Source organism: Brevundimonas sp. Root1279 (genome assembly GCF_001425945.1).
Taxonomy (GTDB): Bacteria; Pseudomonadota; Alphaproteobacteria; order Caulobacterales; family Caulobacteraceae; genus Brevundimonas.
The window spans coordinates 323,297-342,915 of the sequence record NZ_LMEB01000005.1; the positions used below are offsets into that span (position 1 = coordinate 323,297).

The following is a 19,619-nucleotide window of genomic DNA, read 5'->3' on the forward strand; positions in this document are numbered from 1 at the left end:
ATGAGCCGCAAAGCCGGGCCGGGCGACTCTGCCGGGTTTTCGCTAAAGCATCCAACCGTGATCGCCACGCTCCCTTTCGGGCGTGGAAAGCGGCGTACGAGGAGTGAGACGTGACCGAATCGGTCGTGAACGAGCACGGTGAGGGCGGCGACGCCACCCGTCGGGACTTCATCCATATTGCGGCCGGGGCGGCCGCTGTCGGCGCGGGCGTCATGGTCGCCTGGCCGCTGATCAACTCGATGAATCCGGCCGCCGACACCCTGGCGCTGTCGACCATCGAGTTCGACCTGACCAAGGTTCAGGAAGGTCAGCAAGTCGTCATCAAGTGGCAGGGCAAGCCGGTCTTCGTGCGGAACCGCACCCAGCGCGAGATCCAGGAAGCCGTCGCGACGCCGATGAGCGACCTGAAAGATCCGCAGTCGGACGCCGACCGGGTCAAGGCGGGCCACGCCCAGTTCCTGATCGTGCTCGGCTCGTGCACCCACCTGGGTTGCGTGCCGACCTTCGGCGCCGGCGAGTTCGGCGGCTGGTTCTGCCCCTGCCACGGCTCGCACTACGACACTTCGGGCCGCATCCGTAAGGGACCGGCGCCCCGGAACCTCGGCGTGCCGACCTACGAATTTGTGTCCGACACCCGCGTCAAGATCGGTTGAGGACGGACGAGAGAACGATGAGCGATCACGAATCCACCTACGTCCCCAAGACCGGCGTCGAGAAGTGGCTGGACAGCCGCCTGCCGATCGTCCGCTTCGGCGCTGACTACATGTCGCTGCCGACCCCGAAGAACCTCAACTACTGGTGGACCTTCGGCGGCATCCTGGCCCTCTGCCTCGTCGTGCAGATCGCCACGGGCGTCATCCTGGCCATGCACTATGTGCCGAACACCGCCCTGGCCTTCGCCTCGGTCGAGCGCATCATGCGCGACGTCAACGGCGGCGACCTGATCCGCTACACGCACGCCAACGGCGCCTCGATGTTCTTCATCGCGGTCTACCTGCACATGCTGCGCGGGCTGTACTACGGCTCGTACAAGGCCCCGCGCGAGATGATCTGGATCGTCGGCTGCGTGATCTTCTTCCTGATGATCGCCACTGCCTTCCTCGGCTACGTTCTGCCGTGGGGCCAGATGTCCTTCTGGGGCGCTGAGGTGATCACCAACCTGATCGGCGCCATTCCGGTCGTCGGCGAGCCGGTGCTGATCTGGCTGCGCGGCGGCCCGGCGATCGACAATGCGACGCTCAACCGCTTCTTCTCGCTGCACTACCTGCTGCCGTTCGTCATCGCCGGCTGCGTGGTCCTGCACCTGTGGGCCCTGCACCACGCAGGCCAGAACAACCCGGTCGGCATCCTGATCCCGAAGGATCGGGAGAAGAAGGACATGGTTCCGTTCCACCCGTACTTCACGGTCAAGGACGGCTTCGCCATCATCCTGTTCCTGATGCTGTTCGCCGTGTTCGTCTTCTACATGCCGAACGCCCTGGGCCACGCCGACAACTACATCCCGGCCGACCCGCTGAAGACCCCGACGCACATCGTGCCCGAGTGGTACATGCTGCCCTTCTACGCGATCCTGCGCGCCATCCCCGACAAGTTCGGCGGCGTGCTGGCGATGTTCGGCGCGATCGGCGTGCTGTTCATCCTGCCGTGGCTCGACACCTCGAAGGTGCGCTCGATGCGCTACCGCCCGACGATGCGGACCTTCTTCGTGATCTTCGTGCTGGTCGGCCTCGGCCTCGGCTGGTGCGGCGCGCAGCTGCCGGACTCGCCGGTCGTCGGGACCTTCAAGACCTTCGTCCTGCTGGACGGAGACCTGAACAGCTACCTGTGGCTGACCCGCCTGCTCACCGCCTACTACTTCGCCTTCTTCCTGATCATCATGCCGCTGCTCGGCCTGAAGGAAACGCCGAAGCCGATCCCGGCCACCATCTCGGAGCCCGTCCTGTCGGGCGGCGACGCGATGAACGCCGCGGCTCCTGCGTCCGCCGAGAAGAAGGGCTGATCGGGACCATGACCCTCAAGACGAATCTCAAGTCGATGAAAAAGACCCTGGTCCTGATCGCCGCGGCCGCCGGCCTGGCTCTCGTCGCCTCGCCGGCCCTCGCCGCGGGCGGCGCCAAACACCCGCGCAGCGGCGGCTTCAGCTTCGAAGGGCCGTTCGGCACCTTCGAACAAGGCCAGCTGCAGCGCGGCTACAAGGTCTACCGCGAGGTCTGCGCGTCCTGCCACAGCATGGACCTGCTGCACTTCCGCACCCTGGCCGAGCCGGGCGGTCCGTTCTTCGATCCGCACCAGGCCAATCCGGCCGAGAACCGCTTCGTCAAGGCGCTGGCCAAGGAAGCGCAGATCGCGGACATCGACACCGAGACCGGCGAGCCGGTCATGCGTGAAGGCGTCCCGGCCGACAAATTCCCGAACCCGTATCCGAACGCCACGGCGGCGGCTGCGGGCAACGGCGGCGCCCCGCCGCCGGACCTGTCTGTGATGGCCAAGGCCCGTCACGACGGCGCCAACTACATCTACTCGCTGCTGTCCGGCTACCGGGCTCCGCCGGCGGGCCTGAAGGTCGGCGCCGGCCAGCACTACAACCCGTACTTCGCAGGCGACCTGAGCTCCTACTGGACCGGCGAAGGCCACGTCCCGGCCGGCGGCTTCATCGCCATGCCGGCTCCGCTCCGCGACGGCCAAGTGACCTACGACGACGGCACGGTTCAGACGGTCGACCAATATTCCAAGGACGTCGCCGCCTTCATCGCCTGGGCCTCCGACCCGCGTCAGGTCCAGCGCAAGCAGACCGGCCTGGGCGTGATGATCTTCCTGGCCCTGTTCGCCGGCATCACCTATCTGAGCTACCGCCGGATCTGGAAGGGCGTCGCCCACTAAGGCGCCCCGACAACCGAGATCGAACGACCCGCCGGCGCCCAGCGCCGGCGGGTTTTTCGTGGCCGATTGCAATTTCGGAAAAGAACTTTACAACGCAAAGTAAACGTTCAGGAGGTTGTCATGTCGGTCTCTCGTCATCTGCGTCTGGCTCTTGTGACCGTCGCCCTCGCCGCCGCCCCGCCGGCGGTCCTCGCGCAGGTCCCGATGCAGCCCGCGGGGACGGCGGCCCAGCGCGAGGCGGTCGGCGCCCTCGACTTTCTGGACGGGGAATGGCGCGGCGAGGCCGTCGTGCACGGCCCTGGCGGGACGACTACCCTGACCCAGACCGAGCGCGTCGGGCCGATGCTGGGCGGTTCGATCAAGGTGATCGAGGGTCGTGGCTACGCCGCCGACGGCTCGACCCAGTTCAACGCCATGGCGACCGTGTCGTGGGACGCCCGCAACAACCGGTACGGTTTCCGCTCCTACGCCAACGGCTATTCGGGCGATTATCAGTTCGAGCGCACCGATGACGGTTTCCGTTGGGAGACACCGGCCGGGCCGGACGCCAGGATCCAGTATGTGGCGGTGGTCAAGGACGGGACCTGGCACGAGGTCGGCGACTATGTGGTCGAGGGCCAGCCTCCACGCCGCATGATCGAGATGCGCCTGACGCGGGTGGGGGATTCCGGCTGGCCGGCAGCCGATCCCGTCGCGCCCTGAAGTCGATCCGTCGCACCCCGGTCGACAGCGTGAGGACGCCGCCCTAACGTCGCGCTTCCGTTCAAGGGCCGAGGGTGATCCTGTCCATGCGTCTGTTTGTCTCCGCCGCTGCGCTCGCCGCCGGCGCCCTGCTCTCGGCCTGCGCCACGACCGAGGGCGGCGCACCTTCTCCGCAAGCGCCGCTGCCGCCGTCCTTCGAAGCGACGCGTCTGTCGGAACACACGCGCGTCCTGTCGGATGACAGCTTCCAGGGCCGCGGCATCGGCACGCCGGCCGAGGACCTGGTGGTCCGCTATCTGAGCGAACAGTACGCCGCCGCCGGCTTCGAGCCCGGCGGCCGCAACGGGTCGTGGACCCAGGACGTGACCCTGAACCGCTTCACCGCCTCCAACATCCGCGCTTCGCTGAAGGCCGGGGGCGAGACCATCCCCCTGAACCAGGGCCAGCAGATCGTCATCTCGACCCGTCTGCCGGGCAGCCACGTTTCGCTGGCCGATGCGCCGCTGGTTTTCGTCGGCTACGGCATCAAGGCGCCGGAGCGGAACTGGGACGACTTCAAGGGCCAGGACATGCGCGGCAAGATCCTGGTCGTGCTGGTCAATGACGCCGACTTCGAGGAGCCGGCGCTCGACACCTTCAACGGCCGGGCCATGACCTACTACGGTCGCTGGACCTACAAGTATGAAGAGGCCGCCCGTCAGGGCGCCGCCGGCGTCATCATCGTGCATGAGACCGCCCCGGCCTCCTACGGCTGGGCCACGGTCAACAACAGCTGGTCGGGCCCGCAGTTCGACATCGTCCGCCAGAACGCCGCCGCCGAGCGCGTGCCGGTGGAGAGCTGGATCCAGCGCGACGTCGCTGTAGACATGTTCAGAAAGTCCGGCCTCGACTTCGAGGCGCTGAAGGCCCAGGCGCGCAGCCGCGACTTCCGGCCGGTGACCTTGGCCGGCGCGAGCCTGAACGCCGAGTTCGACGTCGCCACCAGCCAGGTGACGACGCGCAACGTCATCGCCCGTCTGCCCGGCGCGACCCACCCTGACGAGACCGTTCTGTTCACCGCCCACTGGGACCACATCGGCGTGGGCGAGCCGGACGCCAACGGCGACGCGATCTTCAACGGCGCCGTCGACAACGCCACCGGCACCGCCGGCCTGCTTGAGCTGGCTCGCGTCTTCGGCGCGGGCCCGCGTCCCGAGCGCTCCATCGTCATGATCAGCTTCACCGCCGAGGAAAGCGGCCTGCTGGGCTCGGAGTACTACGCCGCCAATCCGGTCTATCCGCTGGAGACGACCGTCGCCGGCTTCAACATGGACGCCATGAACGTCTACGGCCGGGTCTCGAACCTGGGGATCATCGGCTATGGCCAGTCGGAGCTGGACGAGCGCCTCGCCGCCGCGGCCCAGCGCCAGGGCCGCACGGTCGAGCCGGACGGCAACCCCGCCGCGGGCAGCTATTTCCGCTCCGACCATTTCCCGCTCGCCAAGCGCGGCGTGCCGATGGCCTACGCCGAGGGCGGCGGCGAGTTCCGCGACGAGCCGCGCGCGGCCCGCAACGCCGCGCGCGACGAGTACGGCTCGCGCCGCTACCACCAGGCGGACGACGAATGGTCGGCGGATTGGGACCTGGCCGGTCAGGTCGAGGACCTGGAGGTCGCCTACTGGATCGGCCTGGACCTGGCCAACAGCCGCGACTGGCCGGGCTGGAAAGCCGGCTCCGAATTCGGCCCGGCCCGGGCGCCCAGCGCCGCGGCGCGCCGCTGATCCCGAGCCCGACGCTTCATGACTAAAACTTAATGGGCGGTCCTGCGGGGCCGCCCTAGAGTGCGCCACCTATCGGGATGGAGCGTCCATAAATGTTTCGTGCTTTCACCGGCGGCGTCGCGGCCGCCGCCTTGCTGCTCGCGGCCGGTTCGGCCCTGGCCCAGGACTTCTCGGCGGACCGGATCAGCAACGACATCCGGACCATCAGCGCCGACAGCTTCCAGGGCCGCTATCCGGGCACGGAAGGCGAGCGCCTGACCCTGGCCTGGCTGCAGGCCCAGTACGAGGCCATGGGCCTGGAGCCGGGCGGCCCGAACGGCGAATGGCTGCAGCCGGTGACCCTGAAGCGCTTCACCCCGGTCGCCGGCGGGACCGCCAGCTGGACCGGCCCGGACGGCGCCAACCACCCGCTGGCCGTCGGCTCGGACGTGACCCTTCGCGCCGTCACCAATGACGGCAAGGCGTATGTGAGCAACGCTCCGATCGTCTTTGTCGGCTACGGCATTACGGCCCCCGAGCGGAACTGGGACGACTACGGCGACATGGACGTCCGCGGCAAGGTCGTGGTCGTCGTCGCTGGCGAACCGGAAGGCGACGTCTTCAACGGGCCGTACAGCACCAACTATGAGTCCAGCGCCTACAAGGCCGACGAAGCCTTCCGCCGCGGCGCCGTGGGCATCGTCACCTTGGTCGCCCAGCCGGCCGGCTCGCCGGTGTGGCAGCGCGCCGTCGCCGGCTCGACCCGCACCCGCACCCTGACGCCGGGCGCCGCCGATCTCGAGTTCTCGATGGGCGTGAACCACGACGTCGCCCAGCAGTGGGCCGCCGCCGCCGGGCTCGACATCACCCAGTTGCCGAACATCGGTAACGGTCAGTTCAAGGCCGTCGCCCTGCCGGGCGTGACCCTGTCGGTGAACGCCGAGGAGACCGTCGAGGCCCTGGTCACCCACAACCTGCTGGCCCGCATTCCGGGGACCGAGCGCCCGAACGAGACCATCATCTATTCGGCGCACTGGGACCATGTCGGCGGCGAGGCCCAGCACCCGGAAACCCCGGGCGACGACAAGATCTTCAACGGCGCCTGGGACAACGCTTCGGGCACCGCAGGCGTCGTCGAGATGGCCCGCCAGATCAGCGCGGCGCCGCGTCCCAAGCGCTCGATCGTCTTCGCCCACATGGCGGCCGAGGAAATGGGCCTGATGGGCGCCTATGGCTACGCCGCGGACCCGGTCTGGCCGCTTGAGACGACCGTCGCGGACATCAACATCGACATGTTGCCGCTGTCGGGCCCAACCCGCGACGTGCCGATCTTCGGCAAGGGCCAGAACGACCTGGAGGACCGCCTGCAGGTCCTGGCCCAGGCTGAAGGCCGCTACGTCACTGACGACAGCATGCCCGAGCAGGGCTTCTACTACCGCTCGGACCACTTCCCCTTCGCCCGCATGGGCGTGCCGGCGATCATGCCCTGGCACGGCTGGGACTGGGTCGACGGCGGCAAGGAGGCCGGCGAGGCCGCCTGGAAGGCCAAGTTCGGCGCCGACTACCACAAGCCGTCGGATGAATGGTCGGCCGACTGGAACCTGACCTCGGCGACCGAGAACCTGACGCTGCTGTATCACCTGGGCCTGGACCTCGCGAACAGCTCGGACTGGCCGGGTTGGAAGCCGACTTCGGAGTTCGCCGTCGTGCGGGCCCGGTCGGACGCCGCGCGCCGCTGATGACGAAGATACGCCCCCTCACCGGCGACGGCTCGCCGCCGGTCGAGGGGGCCTATCCCCAGGCGGTCGAAGTGACCGCCCCGAGCCGCTGGCTCTATCTTTCCGGCCAGATCCCGGTCGCGCCCGATGGCTCCCTGGCCGCGGACTTCACCGGCCAGTGCGATCAGGTCTGGGACAATATCGAGACCCAGCTTGCCGCCGCCGGCATGACGCTGGACAACCTGGTCAAGGTGACCACCTTCCTCTCCGATCGCCGCTATGCCCTGGAGAACCGTGAGGTGCGCATCCGCCGCCTGGCCGGGCGTCAGCCGGCCCTGACCGTCATCGTCACCGGCATTTTCGACGAGGCCTGGCTGGTCGAGATCGAGGCCGTCGCGGCGGCCTGATCCCTTCGCCCCCAGGCAAGGCGCGACAGGGCGTATTGTCGCCTTGTGGCGCTCGACCAAGCGCAGCAGTGTCCGTCGATGAGCCGCTGGTCGCCGCAGCCCGCCCCCGATGAACCTGAGGGCCTGATCCTGTTCGACGGGGTCTGTGTCTTCTGTTCGCGCTGGGCGCGCTTCGTCATCGATCGCGACCCTGAGCGGCGCTTCAGCTTCACCGCCATTCAGTCCGAACTCGGCCGCGCCCTGGCCGAGCGCTTCGGCATCGATCCGGAGGCCCCGCAGACCAATGCGGTGATCTGGAACGGCCGGATCCATTTCAAGTCGGATGCGGCCCTGACCGTGCTGGCGCAGCTGCCGTCGACGCGCCGGCTGGGCGCCCTGCGCGCCGCGCCTCGTTTCCTGCGGGACGCGGCCTACGACGGGATCGCGCGGAACCGCTACCGGATCTTCGGACGCACGGACGCCTGCATGATCCCCTCCGCGGAGGACCGGGACCGCTTCCGGGCATGACCCGCGTGCTGGTGATCGGGGCCGGCGGGGTGTTCGGCTCGCGGCTGGCGGAAGGCCTGTTGCGCAGCGGCTTCGATGTCGTGGTCGCGGGGCGGCACTGGGAGCGTGCGGAAGGCGTCGCGAGTCGGCTGCGTTCGGCCTGGCCCGACCGCCGGATCGAGGTCGCCGTCCTGGACACTGCGACGCTGACGCCGGAGATGCTCAAGGCCGCCGGCTGCGCCGTCGTCGCCGACATGGCCGGGCCCTTCCAGGGCGCCGAGCCGACCACGGCCCGGGCCGCCGTCGCGGCCGGCATGCACTATGTCGACCTCGCCGACGCCCGCGACTTCGTGGCGGCCTTCCCGGCGCTGGACGCGTCGGCAAAGGCGGCGGGCGTGGTCGCCCTGACCGGTTGCAGCTCGACGCCGGCCCTTTCCAACGCCGTGCTGGATCGGCTGACCAACGGCTGGCGCGAGGTCACCGCGGTGGAGGCGGCCATCTCGCCGGGAGCGCGGGCGCCGCGCGGCCTGTCGGTGATGCAGGCCATCCTGTCCTGGCTGGGCCGCCCGGTGCGGGTGTTCGAGGGCGGCGCCTGGACGACCCGGCCCGGATGGAGCGGCCTGCATCGCCGGGACTTCGGAGCCGCAGGCCGACGGACGGTGTCGCTGTGCGAGACCCCCGACCTGGACCTGCTGCCGGCCCGCTTTGCGCCGACGGACCGGGCCCTGTTCCTCGCCGGCCTGGAGCCTCTGGTCGCGCACCTGGGCGCGTGGGGACTGGGGTTGCTGGTGCGCCTGTTCCGCCTGGATCCCGTCCCGCTGGCGCGGCTGCTGGTCGGGGTGTCCGGCTGGGCGTCGGCAACCGGATCGGATCGAGGGGCCATGCGCGTCGAGGCCTATGGCGTGAACGGCGAGGGGCGGGCGGCCCGGTCGAACTGGCGCCTGGTCGCCCAGCCAGGGGAGGGGCCGGTGACCCCGACCTTGCCGGCCCTGGCCGCCATCCGAGCGATCCTCGCCGGACAGGTTGCGGCCGGGGCGCGGGCCTGCGTCGGCGTTCTGCCGCTGGAAGCGATCGCGGAGGAGATGAGGCCGCACGGCCTGGCCACCGAGACGGCCGTGGAGCGCGGCGCGATCTACGCCCGAGCCATCGGGCCCGCCTTCGACGCCCTGCCGGCGTCGATCCGGGCGCTGCACGAAACGCCGGGGCGGTCGCTCTGGCGCGGCGAGGCGATGACCGAGGGGGCGTCCGGGCTGGTGGCGGCCCTGGTGGCGCGGGTCGTGGGTTTCCCGCCGACCCAGGCGCGCTGCCCTGCCGAGGTGGCCATCGACGCGGACGGCGAGCGGTCCATCTGGCGACGACAGATCGGCGGGCACGCCTTCGCCAGCATCCTGTCGCGGCCGAGGGCCGGCGGACGGGTCAGCGAACGGTTCGGGCCGCTGACCATGGACCTGACGCTGACGCCGGAAGGCGGTCGCCTCGTCTATCGGGTCGAGGGCTGGCGGCTCGGACCGTTACCCCTGCCCAGGGCGCTGGGCCCGTCGACCGAGGCGTTCGAGGAGATTGACGACGACGGCCGCTTCGTCTTCGACGTGACGATCTTGGTTCCCCTGCTGGGGCGGCTGGTTCGCTACCGCGGCTGGCTGACACGCCGGAACTGAAAAAGGGGAGGCCTTTGGGACCTCCCCCATCCGCATTGGACGGACGTCAGTTCGTCGGGGCGACCGTGGCCTGGGCGATCAGCGCCTGGGCCTTGGGGATCGCCTCTTCGGTCGTCAACGTGCCGGCCTGGACCTCTTCCGCCCAGTCCATCAGCGGCTTGCCGGTGACGGCGCCGCGGTTGGCTTCTTCTTCCAGCCACAGGCCGCCGGAGGCGTTGATGCGGTGGTCCCACGCGGCGCGGACGCCGGCCCAATACTCCTTCGTCGCGGCCCAGTAGTCGTCGCCCGGCTTGGGATCGTAGTTGTCGACCTTGCGGTAGGTGTTGACCACGTCCTCCTGGACGATGGCGACGGGCTCGCCCTCGTCGCCCTGGGCGGGACCCATCTTCATATTGTCCTGGATGTGCACCCAGCCGGCCGGGGTCAGGGCGTGGCGGTTCGAGCCCAGGTAGCGGTCGTAGGGCACGTCACGAATGGCGTCGCGGCGAGCCAGCGGACGCCAGGTCGCGCCCGAGGTCCACTCGGCCAGGCCATGGCCGTAGTCCCAGCGGCCGACGCCGCCGTAACGGGGGCTGTCGTCGGTCTGCCAGACAGTCTGGGCCCAGGCGCCGCGGCGTTCGGCGGCCGGCACCGGGGTCAGGGTCCACTGGTTCGGACCGGCGTAGGTCAGGACGGTCTCGGGCTCGTACGCCCAGTCCTGACGCCAGTGCTTGATGATGAAGTGGTTCCCCATGTCGTCATCCATGACGAGGATGTGCTGGAGGCTGATGCGGGTCCCGTCGTCGTAGACGACGCGGACGATCTCGTCCCCGGCCGACAGCTTCTCTTCCAGCGGCTCATAGCCTTCGCGGAAGCTGACGTTCTCGCGCATGTCGAAGCGGACGCGCCACTGGCCGGCCTGCGCCAGGATGGACTGACGGTCGCGTTCGAACCGGGCGGCTTCGGCCGAAACCGAAGCCGGAGCGGTCGGAGCCTGGGCTAGGGCCGGGACGGGGACGGCCAGGGCGGCGAGCGCCGAGGCGAGCAGAAGGGAGCTGCGCATGGGGCGGATCCTGGATATGCGATTCATTCTCGTCATCGGCTTTCTGGCTCAGTATCGCAAGGCGAGGGACAGGCCGATGTTGCGGCCGGGCTGGGTGTAGGCGTCCTTGACCGCCGAGCTGTTGGACACGCCGCGGATGTCGCTCCACCAGCTGTAGGTCTCGTCGAAGACGTTGAAGACGCCGACGCGGGCGGTGACCTGGTCGTTGACGATCCAGTAGGCGGTCAGGTCGAGCAGGACGAAGTCGTCGCCGACGGCGCAGCCGAGGGCCGGATTGGCGTTGAAGCAACTGAGGCCGTCGGTGTCGGCCGGATCCTTGGCCTGCGACCAGGTGACGATGGCCTGGCCGCCGAACCGGCCCGCCGGGTCGTCGTAGCCGACCGCGGCTACGACCTTGATGGGGTCGATGGTCTCCAGCGCCGTGGTCACGCCGGCCTCGGTCGAGGTCCCTTCAGCATAGGCGGCGGCGAAGCGGGCGCTGAAGCCGTTGGCCCACCAGATGTCAGCCTTGGCCTCGAGGCCTTCGATCTCGACGTCGGTGAAGTTGACGAACTGGAACACGGCCGGGTCGGTCGGGGTGAAGTCGCCGGCGACCTGCTGCTGGCTGATGAAGTCGGAGTAGTCGGACTGGAAGCCGACCAGTTGGCCGGCGAGGCGGCCGCCCAGCAGCGGGACCTCGCGCACGCGCAGGCCCAGTTCGAAGCTCTCGCTGGTCTCCGGCCGCAGGTCCGGGTTGGGGATCGAAAGGTAGCCGGAGGCGATGTTGGAGAAGCCGTTGTTCACCTGGCTCGGCGTCGGGGCCTTGAAGCCCTCAGCCCAGTTGGCGAACACGCCGACCTGCTCCGAACCCCACCAGACCACGCCCACCTTGGGCGAGAAGCGGTCGTCCTTCTGGTCGGCCCGGGCGCCGACGTAGAGCGGGTCGTTGGCGGTCGACAGCTCATAGGCGTCCCAGCGGGCCGCCGGGACGATCTTCAGGGCGCCGTCCAGCAGGCTGATCTCGTCCTGGATGAAGGCGCCGGCGAGGGTGTAGTCGGTGCGCGGGAAGGGGCTGGTCGGGAAGGTCTCGCCGAAGGGCGGCGCCGTGCCGTCGCGGATGCCTTCCTGGGTCGTCTCGGACCAGTCGCCGCCGAAGGTCAGGCGATGGTCGCCGAGGGTCTTCACGGCAAAGGCCGCGACGCCGAAGACCTCGTTGTTGAACTGGTTGTCGCGGATGCGGTCGGTCCCGACGCGATCCTCGAAGGTGTGCTGGCGGGTGGTCGCATCCTGGCGGAACACCGACACCTGCGCGCTGTCCAGGCCGAGGGCGTCGCCCAGGCGCCAGTCGAGGCCGATCCGCTCGCGTTCGGTGGAGTCAGTGGCGACCAGATTGAGCACGCTCGTGGCCGAAGGCGGCGGCGAGCCCACGAAGTGGGACGCGCGGCCGCTGATGACATTGGCCTGCATGTCCATTTCATAGAGGTCGTAGCTCAGACGCAGGCTCTGACCGGGCGCGAAGTCCCACATCAGCTTGGCGAGCCAGGCGTCGGAGCTGATCTCCTGCGGATTGGCCTCGGTGCGCAGGGCGTAGTTGTAGCCGGGAGCGGTGACCCCGCCGATGGCGACCGGACGGACCTCCAGGCCCGAAACGTCGCCCTGGGTCTCGGTCTCCGATGCGTCGCGGGCGGTCCAGGCCAGCATGGCCGAGATATCGCGGGTTCGACCGGCGATGACCGCCGACTTGGTCAGGCCGTCGTCGGCGGAATTGTAGCCGACACGGGCGCGGGCGCCGAAGGTCTCGCCCGCCCCGATCAGTTCGGCCGGATCCTTGGTCGTGAAGCTGACCGCGCCGGCGACGCCGTCCGAGCCGTAGAGGGCCGATGACGGGCCGCGCAGGATCTCGACGGATTTCATCAGATCCAGATCGGCGTAGCCGCCGCGGCCGACGCTTTGGGCGCCGAAAACGAAGCCGTCCGGGATGCGCGTGCCGTCGATGACCATCAGCACCCGGTCGCCGCCGAGGCCGCGAATGGTGAAGCCCTCGTTCCCGGCCCGGCCCGCCGTGCCCAGGGCGGCGCCGAAGCGGGCGGGCTGGCTGACGACGCTGACGCCCGGTTCGAAGCGGATCAGGTCCTTGATGTCGGTGACCAGGAGCTCCTCGATCTGTTCGTCGGTGAAGACAGTGACCGTGGCCGGAACCTCGTCGACGGGAGTCCGGGTCCGGGTCGTCAGAACGCTGACCGGCGGGAGCTGGGTCGCGGGGGCGATCGAAGGGGCGCCGGCCGGATCTTCGGCCAGGGCCGGGTTGGCGGCGGCCAGCGCCGACAGGCTGGCCGAGAGGAGGAGAAGACGCATGTGCTTATAGCCCCGCTTGGAGAGTCGCGGGGGCAATTACTGCGAACGATTATCAGAATCAACTGCAACTAGAGGCAACGCCGTTCGGCGGGAGCGGCATCCTGTCATCGATTTTAGCTGACAGGGTTCAGGGCCCGGTCCAGCTTGGCAGCTTAAAGGGAGGGACCCCAATGACCATCGATGTCGCGGCCGAGACCGCACGCTGGCTGGCGACGCTGTCGCCCGAAGACACGGCGCGGGCCGTCGCCTACACCCGGGGCGGCCACTGGCTACTGCTGTGGGGCGCCGTGGTCGGCGTCGTCGTGTCGTGGATCATCATCCGGCTGGGGTGGCTGAGCGCCATTCGCGACCGGTTGGAGGCCAATCGACCCCGGCCCAAGCTGGTCTCGCTGATCGTGGGCGTGGTCTACCTCGCGCTCAGCTTCGTCCTGACCCTGCCGTGGTCGATCTACGAGAGCTGGTGGCGCGAGAAACAGTACGGTCTGACCGAGCAGCCGCTGACCGGATGGCTGGGCGAGGCGGTGCTGAGCGGGGCGATCTCGATCGCCTTCACCGGCCTGCTGATCGTCGGCATCTACTTCCTGATCCGGCGGGCGCGGCGGCTGTGGTGGGCTTGGGCGTCCGGCCTGACCGCCCTGTTCGTCATCTTCGGCCTGCTGATCTCGCCGATCCTGATCGAGCCGCTGTTCAACACCTACACCCCGGCGCCCAACGGCCCGGTGCGTGACGCCGTCGTCGACCTGGCCCACAAGACCGGCACCCCGGACGACAAGATCTATATCTACGACGGCTCCAAACAGTCGGACCGCTACACGGCCAACGTCTCGGGCCTGGGCGGTTCGGCCCGGGTGGCCATGAGCGACGTCATGTTCGCCAAGGGCGCCGACATCGCCGAGGTGCGCGGCGTCGTCGGCCACGAGATGGGCCACTACGTCCACATGCACTCGCTGTGGATGACCGGCATCATCATCATCCTCAGCGCTATAGGCTTCTTCCTGGTCGACCGGCTCTATCCGGTCGCGCGCCGGCTGCTGGGCGCGAACCGGGTCGGCGAGATCGCCGATCCCGCCGGCTTGCCGGTGCTGGCGGCGATCTTCTCGGTCCTGGGTCTGCTGGGCGCGCCGGTCGTCAACACCATGGTCCGCACCGTCGAGGCCGACGCCGACCACTTCTCGCTGGTTCACGCCAACGAGCCGGACGGCCTGTCAAAGGCGCTGATCAAGACGGCCGAGTACCGGGCTCCGTCGCCCTCCGCAATCGAGGAGATCCTGTTCTACGACCATCCGTCGGTGGAGAACCGCATCCGCCGCGCCATGGAGTGGAAAGCGGCGCATCCGCCCGCGGGGACCCCGGCCCCGGCGCCTGAGGCGGCCCAGCCGCCCGCGAAGTAATCGTCGCATCCTCCCCGTCGCGGTTCGCGATGGGGAGGGGCCTGGCGGCTAGCGCTTCCTGACGAACACCGTACCCGCCGAATAGCCCGCGCCGAAGCTGCAGATCAGGCCGACCTCGCCCGGCTGGAAGCCGTCGTGGTGCAGATGGAAGGCGATGATCGAGCCGGCCGAGGAGGTGTTGGCGTACTCGTCCAGGATGATGACGTTCTCGTGCGGCTCGGGCTCGCGGCCCAGCACCTTGCGGCCGATGAACTGGTTCATGTTGATGTTGGCCTGGTGCAGCCACATCCGCTTCAGGCTCGTCGGATCGAGGCCCAGTTCGCCGGCGTGGTCGACGATCATGTCCGCGACCATCGGCACCACGTCCTTGAACACCTTGCGGCCCTGCTGGACGAACATCTTGTCGGTCAGCCCGTTGGACTGAAGCGGTTCGACCGCGTCGGTCGGCAGGGCGGCCTTGTTCAGGAAGCCGAAATTGTTGCGGATGTTGTTCGACATCACGGTCTTCAGCCGCGTGCCCAGGATCTCCCAGCCGCCCGGCGCGGCCTGATCCTCGGCCTCGACGATCACGGCCGTGGCCACGTCGCCGAAGATGAAGTGGCTGTCGCGATCCTTGAAGTTCAGATGGGCCGAGCAGACCTCGGGATTGACCATCAGCACGGCCTTGACCGAGCCCGAGGCGATGAAGTCGGCCGCCGTCTTGATGCCGAAGGTGGCCGAGGAGCAGGCCACGTTCATGTCGAAGGCGAAGCCCTCGATGCCCAGGGCCTGCTGGATCTCGATGGCCATGGCCGGGTAGGGGCGCTGCATGTTCGAGGCGGCGCACAGCACGGCGCCGATCTCCGACACCGGCTTGCCCCAGGCCTTGATCGCCTGTTCGGCGGCCTTCACGGCCATCTCGGCCAGGATCGACAGCTCGTCGTTGGAGCGCTCGGGCAGGTGCGGGACCATGCGCTCGGGGTCGAGGATGCCCGTTTTCTCGAGGACGAACCGGGACTTGATGCCCGAGGCCTTCTCGATGAACTCGACCGACGACGGGGTCAGGGCCGCGACCTCGCCCTCGGCGATCTCGGCGGCGTTCGCCGCGTTGAAACGCTCGGCGTAGGCGTTGTAGGCGGCGACCAGCTCTTCATTGGAGATGGACTGCTCCGGGGTGAACAGCCCGGTGGCGGCGATGACGGCTTTGGTCATACGTGTCTTGAGCCCCTAACGCTCGACGCGCGGCGCCTCACTGCTTGAGGGGCCTGCGTTCTGTTTCTGGACTGACTAGATAGGCGCGTCAGGCGCCCGGGTCGAGACGGGCGAGTGTTCGTTCCGCGGCGGCCAGGTGCAGGCGTTCGACCATCGCCCCGTCGACCCGGATCGCACCTTGACCGGCCGCCTCGGGCGAGGCGAAGGCGGCGACGATGGCGCGGGCCCAGGCCGCCTCTTCAGGGGAGGGGGAGAAGGCGGCGTTGGCGGCCGCGATCTGCGACGGATGGATCAGGCTCTTGCCGTCGAAGCCGTAGAGTCGCCCTTGCGCGGCCTCGGCGGCGAAGCCCTCGGCGTCTGTGAAGGCGTTGTAGACCCCGTCGATGGCCAGCAGGCCGTAGGCGCGGGCGACGGCGACGGTCTTGGCCAGCCAGGGCTTGAGCGGTTCGCGGTCGGGCGCGTGGCCGGTCAAGAGCATGGCCGACAGGTCGTTGACCCCCAGCATCAGCCCGCGCAGCGGCCCGCCGGCATGGGCGATGGCGTCCAGATGCACGACCGCCCGCGGGGTCTCGATCATGGCCCACAGGTCGGCGCCGGGGGGCGACAGCTCCCACAGGGCGAGGATGGCTTGCGGATGCTCGACCTTGGGGACCACGACCAGGTCGATGCTGGTCCCCTGTAGAGCCTGCAGGTCGGCCTCGCCCCAGGGCGTGTCCAGGCCGTTGACCCGCACGCCGAGCCGCGGCCCGAAGCCGCCGGCCTCGACCGCCGCGACGGCGGCCGCGCGGGCCTCGGCCTTGCCTTCGGGCGCGACGGCGTCCTCGAGGTCGAGGATGGCCACGTCGCAGGCCAGGCCGCGCGCCTTCTCGATCGCCCGCGGGTTGGTGGCGGGCAGGAAGAGGACGCTGCGGGCGGGCCTCATCAGACCCGGCCCGTCACCGGCACCAGGGCCCCCGTGATGGCCCGGCTCTCCGGCGAGGCGAGGAAGAGCATGACGCGCGCCAGGTCGGACGGCTGCACCCACTTCTTGGGATCGGCGTCGGGCATGTCGGCGCGGTTCTGCGCGGTGTCGAGGATCGACGGCAGGACGGCGTTGACCGTCACCGAGGTCTTCTTGAGCTCCTCGGCCAAGCCCTCGGTCAGGCGGTGCACCCCGGACTTGGCGGCGGCGTAGGCGCCCATGCCGGCGGCGGCCTTGAGCCCGCCATTGGCCCCGACGTTGACGATACGGCCTTCTTCCGACGCCTTCAGGTGGGGCAGGGCGGCGCGGCTGGCGTTGAGGGCGGTCTTCAGGTTGAGGGCGAACATCTTCTCCCACGCCGGGTCGGCGTCGTCGGTGGTCTGCCAGGTGAAGCCGCCGGCGATGTTGAGCAGGGCGTCCAGCCGACCGAAGTGCGCCACGACGGCGTCGATGGCCTTGGCGGCCGAGGCCGGGTCGGTCAGGTCGACGCCGCCCAGCTCAAGCGCACCCTCGGGGGCGGACTGGCCCGCAGCGTGATCGATGATCGCCACCTTCAGCCCGTCGGCCAGAGCGGCCTCGACCACGGCGCGGCCCAGCGCTCCATGTCCACCGGTCACTACGATCACGCGATCAGACATGGGTCGCTCCGCTCAAAACGAAAAAATCGAGTGCACTTAGTGCAGAATCGCGCGGCCGGCGCCGAGATATTTTTTCGAGTGCACTTAGGGCACTTTTCCGCCTGAAGCCCAGTCGTGGCGGGCCTGGGAGAGACACTAGGGTGCACTTTCGAGTGCACTTTAAGTGCACTTGTGGGTGCACATTTCGAACTTGGCAGGCCGCTGCGTCAGACGCGGTCGTGGCCGCTCAGGCCGCGAACACCTTGCCGAGCAGCCGCTCCAGCGCCTCGGCGTCGACAGAGTCGAAGGCGGCCTTTTCGGTGGCGTCGACGTCGAAGACGGCGATCAGGTCGCCGGAAGCGTCGAACACCGGCACGACGATCTCGCTCTCCGAGCGGCTATCGCAGGCGATGTGGCCCGGGAAGGCGTGGACGTCCTCGACCAGCTGGGTCTGACGGGTGGCGGCTGCCGCGCCGCAGACGCCGCGCCCAAAGGCGATGCGCAGGCAGCCCAGCGTGCCCTGGTAGGGTCCGACCACCAGCTCGTCGGCCTTGGCCTCGTCGACGACGTAGAAGCCGGTCCAGAAGAAGATGGGGAAGGCGTCCGCCAACATCGACGCGACCGTCGCCATGCGGGCGATCCGGTTCGATTCGCCTTCCAGTACTGCGAGAATCTCGCCTTCGACCTCGGAGTAGCGAGCGGCCTTGTCGGCGGGGCGATCGTCGCGGGCGACGTAGGACATGCGGGAAAAGACTCCGGATCGAAGGCCCGCATATAGGACGGCCTAGGCCATCAGGCGAGGGTCCGGGATTCGCCTGTCAGGGGAAAACGCAACCCTATGGTTCTGAAAGGGATTTTCGGATGCGTCACAAAATGGCACACATGCGGCAACGCTTTGTCGCAAAACGGCGTTAACCTTGACAGATGGTTAACTGGACCGGACTGTCCGGTCGCGCGAAGCTTAACGGGCGGGCCGGGGAACGCCCGCTCCAGTAGTGCGAGGGGTAGATGGTCGAGGGCGAGGGGACAACGCACGAACAGGGCCGCTTTGCGCGTTCGCGCGGGCCCGTGGCTATCGCCGCCGTCGCCGGCGTCCTGGCCGTGGCGGCCTTTGGCGTCGCCTCGTGCGGAGATCGGACGGGCTTCCAATTCTGGCAGGGCGAGAACGCGACGGCCAACACCTGCCCGCGTCCGGCGTCGCTGACCGGATCCGAATTCAACGCCCAGGAGACCGGCCTGCGCGCCCTGCGCCGCGCGGCCTTCCGTGGCGACTTCTTCGCCCAGCTCGAACTGGGCGGGCGCTACGCCGCCGTGCGCGCCACCGACAAGAACATCGAAGACCCGATTGAGAGCGCCACCTGGTACGCCATGGCCCTGGCCAACGATCAGGGATACGCCCCGATCAACCGCGTCGACCGCGGCGGCTTCGGCGGCTGGCGGCCGCTGTCGCGCTATGACGACTGCCGAGCTTATGAACGGCATCAGGCCTATCAAAAGCTTGACCGCCAGCTCGGCCAGATGACCCGCGAGGAGCAGGAGGCGGTCCGCGACCGCGTCATCTACATCCTCTCGACCCAGGACGCGGCGGGCTTCCGCACCCTGGCCAGGCTGCACGACGGCCTCTACGGCCCGTTCGGCGAGCCCGAGGACAACCGCGAGGCCCGCGAGGCCTGGGGCAAGGGCAAGGCCCCCAACGCCGGCGAGCGCACCAAGCGCGGCTATCGCGCCGCCACCAGCCTGTTCCAGCGCAACGACGTCGACGCCTATCTGTACAACTACCTGGCGGTGCAGACCGGCGACGTCGGCGCCTATGTGCTGATGAAGGATTTCGAGCGTTCCGCGCCGAGCCGTGACCAGTACAGCCGCTTCGTCGAGGCCAAGGCCCGGCAGTGGACGCCGCCGTTCGAATTCTATCCGAACAAGGCCCCGGCCTCGGGCGTGCCCTTCTCGGACGAGAGCCGCCCGCGCGGCGACGCCTATGAGTACGCGCTCAGCCGAATGAGCGGCGAGCTGCCCTTCATCCACGTCGGCCGCGCCCTGCGTTACCTCGGCGTCACCGAGACCGCCGCCCAGAGCCCCGACGAGCTGTCCAAGCGCCAGATCGAGACCCTGGAGGCCATGCTCGGCCATCCGATGGAGAGCCGGCTGTCCAATCTGGAGCGGGTCCGCGCCATCCAGCTCGCGGCCGTCAACGGCTCGTCCGAGGCCCAGCTCGTTCTGGCGGTCATGTACGCCGAGGGCATCGGCCTGCCGGCCGATTACGCCCGCGCCTTCAAGTGGTTCGACGAGGCCGCCCGCCAGGGCAGCCCGGAGGCCAAGTTCGCCATGTCGAGTTATTTCGCGCTCGGGGTCTCCGGGGTCGCCGACCAGGACAAGGCCCAGGCCGTGGCCCTGCGCATCGACTCGGCCCTGTCCGGCTTCGGCCCCTCGGCCGCCCGCCTGCAGGCCGTCCTGGCCCAGGTCTCCCGTTCCCAGCAGCGCCGTTAAGGAGGG

17 protein-coding genes are annotated in these 19,619 nt (G+C 69.0%); 11 read left to right on the forward strand and 6 right to left on the reverse strand.

The annotated features are described in order from the left end of the window. The first annotated feature begins 110 nt into the window (after positions 1–110). The 9 genes from petA (at position 111) to ASC65_RS07485 (ending at position 9,590) form a co-directional block, all read left to right on the forward strand. A complete protein-coding gene (gene petA / locus ASC65_RS07445) occupies positions 111–653 on the forward strand; it encodes a ubiquinol-cytochrome c reductase iron-sulfur subunit (RefSeq protein WP_056451238.1) in 543 nt (180 codons plus the stop codon). A gap of 17 nt (positions 654–670) precedes the next feature. Continuing rightward, positions 671–1,999 carry a cytochrome b gene (locus ASC65_RS07450; RefSeq protein WP_056451240.1) on the forward strand — a complete coding sequence of 443 codons (1,329 nt, stop codon included), beginning with the start codon at positions 671–673 and terminating at the stop codon, positions 1,997–1,999. Between the two features lie 8 nt (positions 2,000–2,007). Further along, entirely contained in the window at positions 2,008–2,880 is an 873-nt protein-coding gene (locus ASC65_RS07455) for a cytochrome c1 (protein ID WP_235561429.1), read from the forward strand. A 120-nt stretch (positions 2,881–3,000) separates the two neighbouring features. Beyond that, positions 3,001–3,582 (forward strand): hypothetical protein, encoded by a 582-nt coding sequence (locus tag ASC65_RS07460; RefSeq protein ID WP_056451241.1) that lies wholly within the window; start codon positions 3,001–3,003, stop codon positions 3,580–3,582. 86 nt (positions 3,583–3,668) lie between these two features. Then, positions 3,669–5,342, forward strand: a complete 1,674-nt coding sequence (locus tag ASC65_RS07465) for a M28 family metallopeptidase (protein ID WP_056451451.1) — start codon at positions 3,669–3,671, stop codon at positions 5,340–5,342. 92 nt (positions 5,343–5,434) lie between these two features. Then, complete coding sequence (locus ASC65_RS07470; protein ID WP_056451244.1) at positions 5,435–7,060, forward strand: M28 family peptidase; 1,626 nt, start codon at positions 5,435–5,437, stop codon at positions 7,058–7,060. Continuing rightward, entirely contained in the window at positions 7,060–7,446 is a 387-nt protein-coding gene (locus tag ASC65_RS07475; RefSeq protein WP_056451247.1) for a RidA family protein, read from the forward strand. The genes ASC65_RS07470 and ASC65_RS07475 overlap by 1 nt, the downstream gene beginning before the upstream one ends. A 78-nt stretch (positions 7,447–7,524) precedes the next feature. Beyond that, entirely contained in the window at positions 7,525–7,953 is a 429-nt protein-coding gene (locus ASC65_RS07480) for a thiol-disulfide oxidoreductase DCC family protein (protein WP_056451249.1), read from the forward strand. Further along, complete coding sequence (locus tag ASC65_RS07485) at positions 7,950–9,590, forward strand: SDR family oxidoreductase (protein ID WP_056451252.1); 1,641 nt, start codon at positions 7,950–7,952, stop codon at positions 9,588–9,590. Before ASC65_RS07480 ends, ASC65_RS07485 begins: the two co-directional genes overlap by 4 nt. Before the next feature lie 46 nt (positions 9,591–9,636). Here ASC65_RS07485 and ASC65_RS07490 read toward each other — a convergent pair whose 3' ends face one another. Further along, a complete protein-coding gene (locus tag ASC65_RS07490) occupies positions 9,637–10,632 on the reverse strand; it encodes a DUF6607 family protein (RefSeq protein ID WP_056451255.1) in 996 nt (331 codons plus the stop codon). A 48-nt stretch (positions 10,633–10,680) separates the two neighbouring features. After that, entirely contained in the window at positions 10,681–12,966 is a 2,286-nt protein-coding gene (locus tag ASC65_RS07495; RefSeq protein ID WP_056451259.1) for a TonB-dependent hemoglobin/transferrin/lactoferrin family receptor, read from the reverse strand. Between the two features lie 170 nt (positions 12,967–13,136). Between ASC65_RS07495 and ASC65_RS07500 the strand changes: the two genes are divergently transcribed. Then, complete coding sequence (locus ASC65_RS07500) at positions 13,137–14,357, forward strand: M48 family metallopeptidase (protein ID WP_056451262.1); 1,221 nt, start codon at positions 13,137–13,139, stop codon at positions 14,355–14,357. A 48-nt stretch (positions 14,358–14,405) separates the two neighbouring features. Here the strand turns inward: ASC65_RS07500 and ASC65_RS07505 are convergent, their stop codons facing one another. From ASC65_RS07505 to ASC65_RS07520, 4 genes are all read right to left on the reverse strand, one after another. Continuing rightward, positions 14,406–15,548 (reverse strand): beta-ketoacyl-ACP synthase III, encoded by a 1,143-nt coding sequence (locus ASC65_RS07505; protein ID WP_056451264.1) that lies wholly within the window; start codon positions 15,546–15,548, stop codon positions 14,406–14,408. Positions 15,549–15,636: 88 nt separating this feature from the next. Next, positions 15,637–16,470, reverse strand: a complete 834-nt coding sequence (locus ASC65_RS07510) for an HpcH/HpaI aldolase/citrate lyase family protein (RefSeq protein WP_056451266.1) — start codon at positions 16,468–16,470, stop codon at positions 15,637–15,639. Next, positions 16,470–17,147 (reverse strand): SDR family NAD(P)-dependent oxidoreductase, encoded by a 678-nt coding sequence (locus ASC65_RS07515; protein WP_056451268.1) that lies wholly within the window; start codon positions 17,145–17,147, stop codon positions 16,470–16,472. The genes ASC65_RS07510 and ASC65_RS07515 overlap by 1 nt, the downstream gene beginning before the upstream one ends. 226 nt (positions 17,148–17,373) lie before the next feature. After that, on the reverse strand, positions 17,374–17,868 hold the full coding sequence (locus tag ASC65_RS07520; RefSeq protein ID WP_056451270.1) for a GAF domain-containing protein: 495 nt from the start codon (positions 17,866–17,868) through the stop codon (positions 17,374–17,376). A 266-nt stretch (positions 17,869–18,134) separates the two neighbouring features. Here ASC65_RS07520 and ASC65_RS07525 point away from each other — a divergent pair, with 266 nt between their 5' ends. Continuing rightward, the gene (locus ASC65_RS07525) at positions 18,135–19,613 is read left to right on the forward strand and encodes a tetratricopeptide repeat protein (protein ID WP_056451272.1); all 1,479 of its coding nucleotides are present in this window, start codon (positions 18,135–18,137) and stop codon (positions 19,611–19,613) included. Positions 19,614–19,619 lie beyond the last annotated feature (6 nt).

Excerpts from the sequence above, each read along its gene's own strand:
- ASC65_RS07520 (WP_056451270.1), bottom strand. The coding sequence starts at position 17,868 with ATGTCCTACGTCGCCCGCGACGATCGCCCCGCCGACAAGGCCGCTCGC.
- ASC65_RS07485 (WP_056451252.1), top strand. The coding sequence starts at position 7,950 with ATGACCCGCGTGCTGGTGATCGGGGCCGGCGGGGTGTTCGGCTCGCGG.
- ASC65_RS07480 (WP_056451249.1), top strand. The coding sequence starts at position 7,525 with ATGAGCCGCTGGTCGCCGCAGCCCGCCCCCGATGAACCTGAGGGCCTG.
- ASC65_RS07525 (WP_056451272.1), top strand. The coding sequence starts at position 18,135 with ATGGTCGAGGGCGAGGGGACAACGCACGAACAGGGCCGCTTTGCGCGT.
- ASC65_RS07470 (WP_056451244.1), top strand. The coding sequence starts at position 5,435 with ATGTTTCGTGCTTTCACCGGCGGCGTCGCGGCCGCCGCCTTGCTGCTC.
- ASC65_RS07500 (WP_056451262.1), top strand. The coding sequence starts at position 13,137 with ATGACCATCGATGTCGCGGCCGAGACCGCACGCTGGCTGGCGACGCTG.
- ASC65_RS07510 (WP_056451266.1), bottom strand. The coding sequence starts at position 16,470 with ATGAGGCCCGCCCGCAGCGTCCTCTTCCTGCCCGCCACCAACCCGCGG.
- ASC65_RS07475 (WP_056451247.1), top strand. The coding sequence starts at position 7,060 with ATGACGAAGATACGCCCCCTCACCGGCGACGGCTCGCCGCCGGTCGAG.
- ASC65_RS07465 (WP_056451451.1), top strand. The coding sequence starts at position 3,669 with ATGCGTCTGTTTGTCTCCGCCGCTGCGCTCGCCGCCGGCGCCCTGCTC.
- ASC65_RS07460 (WP_056451241.1), top strand. The coding sequence starts at position 3,001 with ATGTCGGTCTCTCGTCATCTGCGTCTGGCTCTTGTGACCGTCGCCCTC.
- ASC65_RS07490 (WP_056451255.1), bottom strand. The coding sequence starts at position 10,632 with ATGCGCAGCTCCCTTCTGCTCGCCTCGGCGCTCGCCGCCCTGGCCGTC.
- ASC65_RS07495 (WP_056451259.1), bottom strand. The coding sequence starts at position 12,966 with ATGCGTCTTCTCCTCCTCTCGGCCAGCCTGTCGGCGCTGGCCGCCGCC.
- ASC65_RS07515 (WP_056451268.1), bottom strand. The coding sequence starts at position 17,147 with ATGTCTGATCGCGTGATCGTAGTGACCGGTGGACATGGAGCGCTGGGC.
- ASC65_RS07450 (WP_056451240.1), top strand. The coding sequence starts at position 671 with ATGAGCGATCACGAATCCACCTACGTCCCCAAGACCGGCGTCGAGAAG.
- ASC65_RS07505 (WP_056451264.1), bottom strand. The coding sequence starts at position 15,548 with ATGACCAAAGCCGTCATCGCCGCCACCGGGCTGTTCACCCCGGAGCAG.
- ASC65_RS07455 (WP_235561429.1), top strand. The coding sequence starts at position 2,008 with ATGACCCTCAAGACGAATCTCAAGTCGATGAAAAAGACCCTGGTCCTG.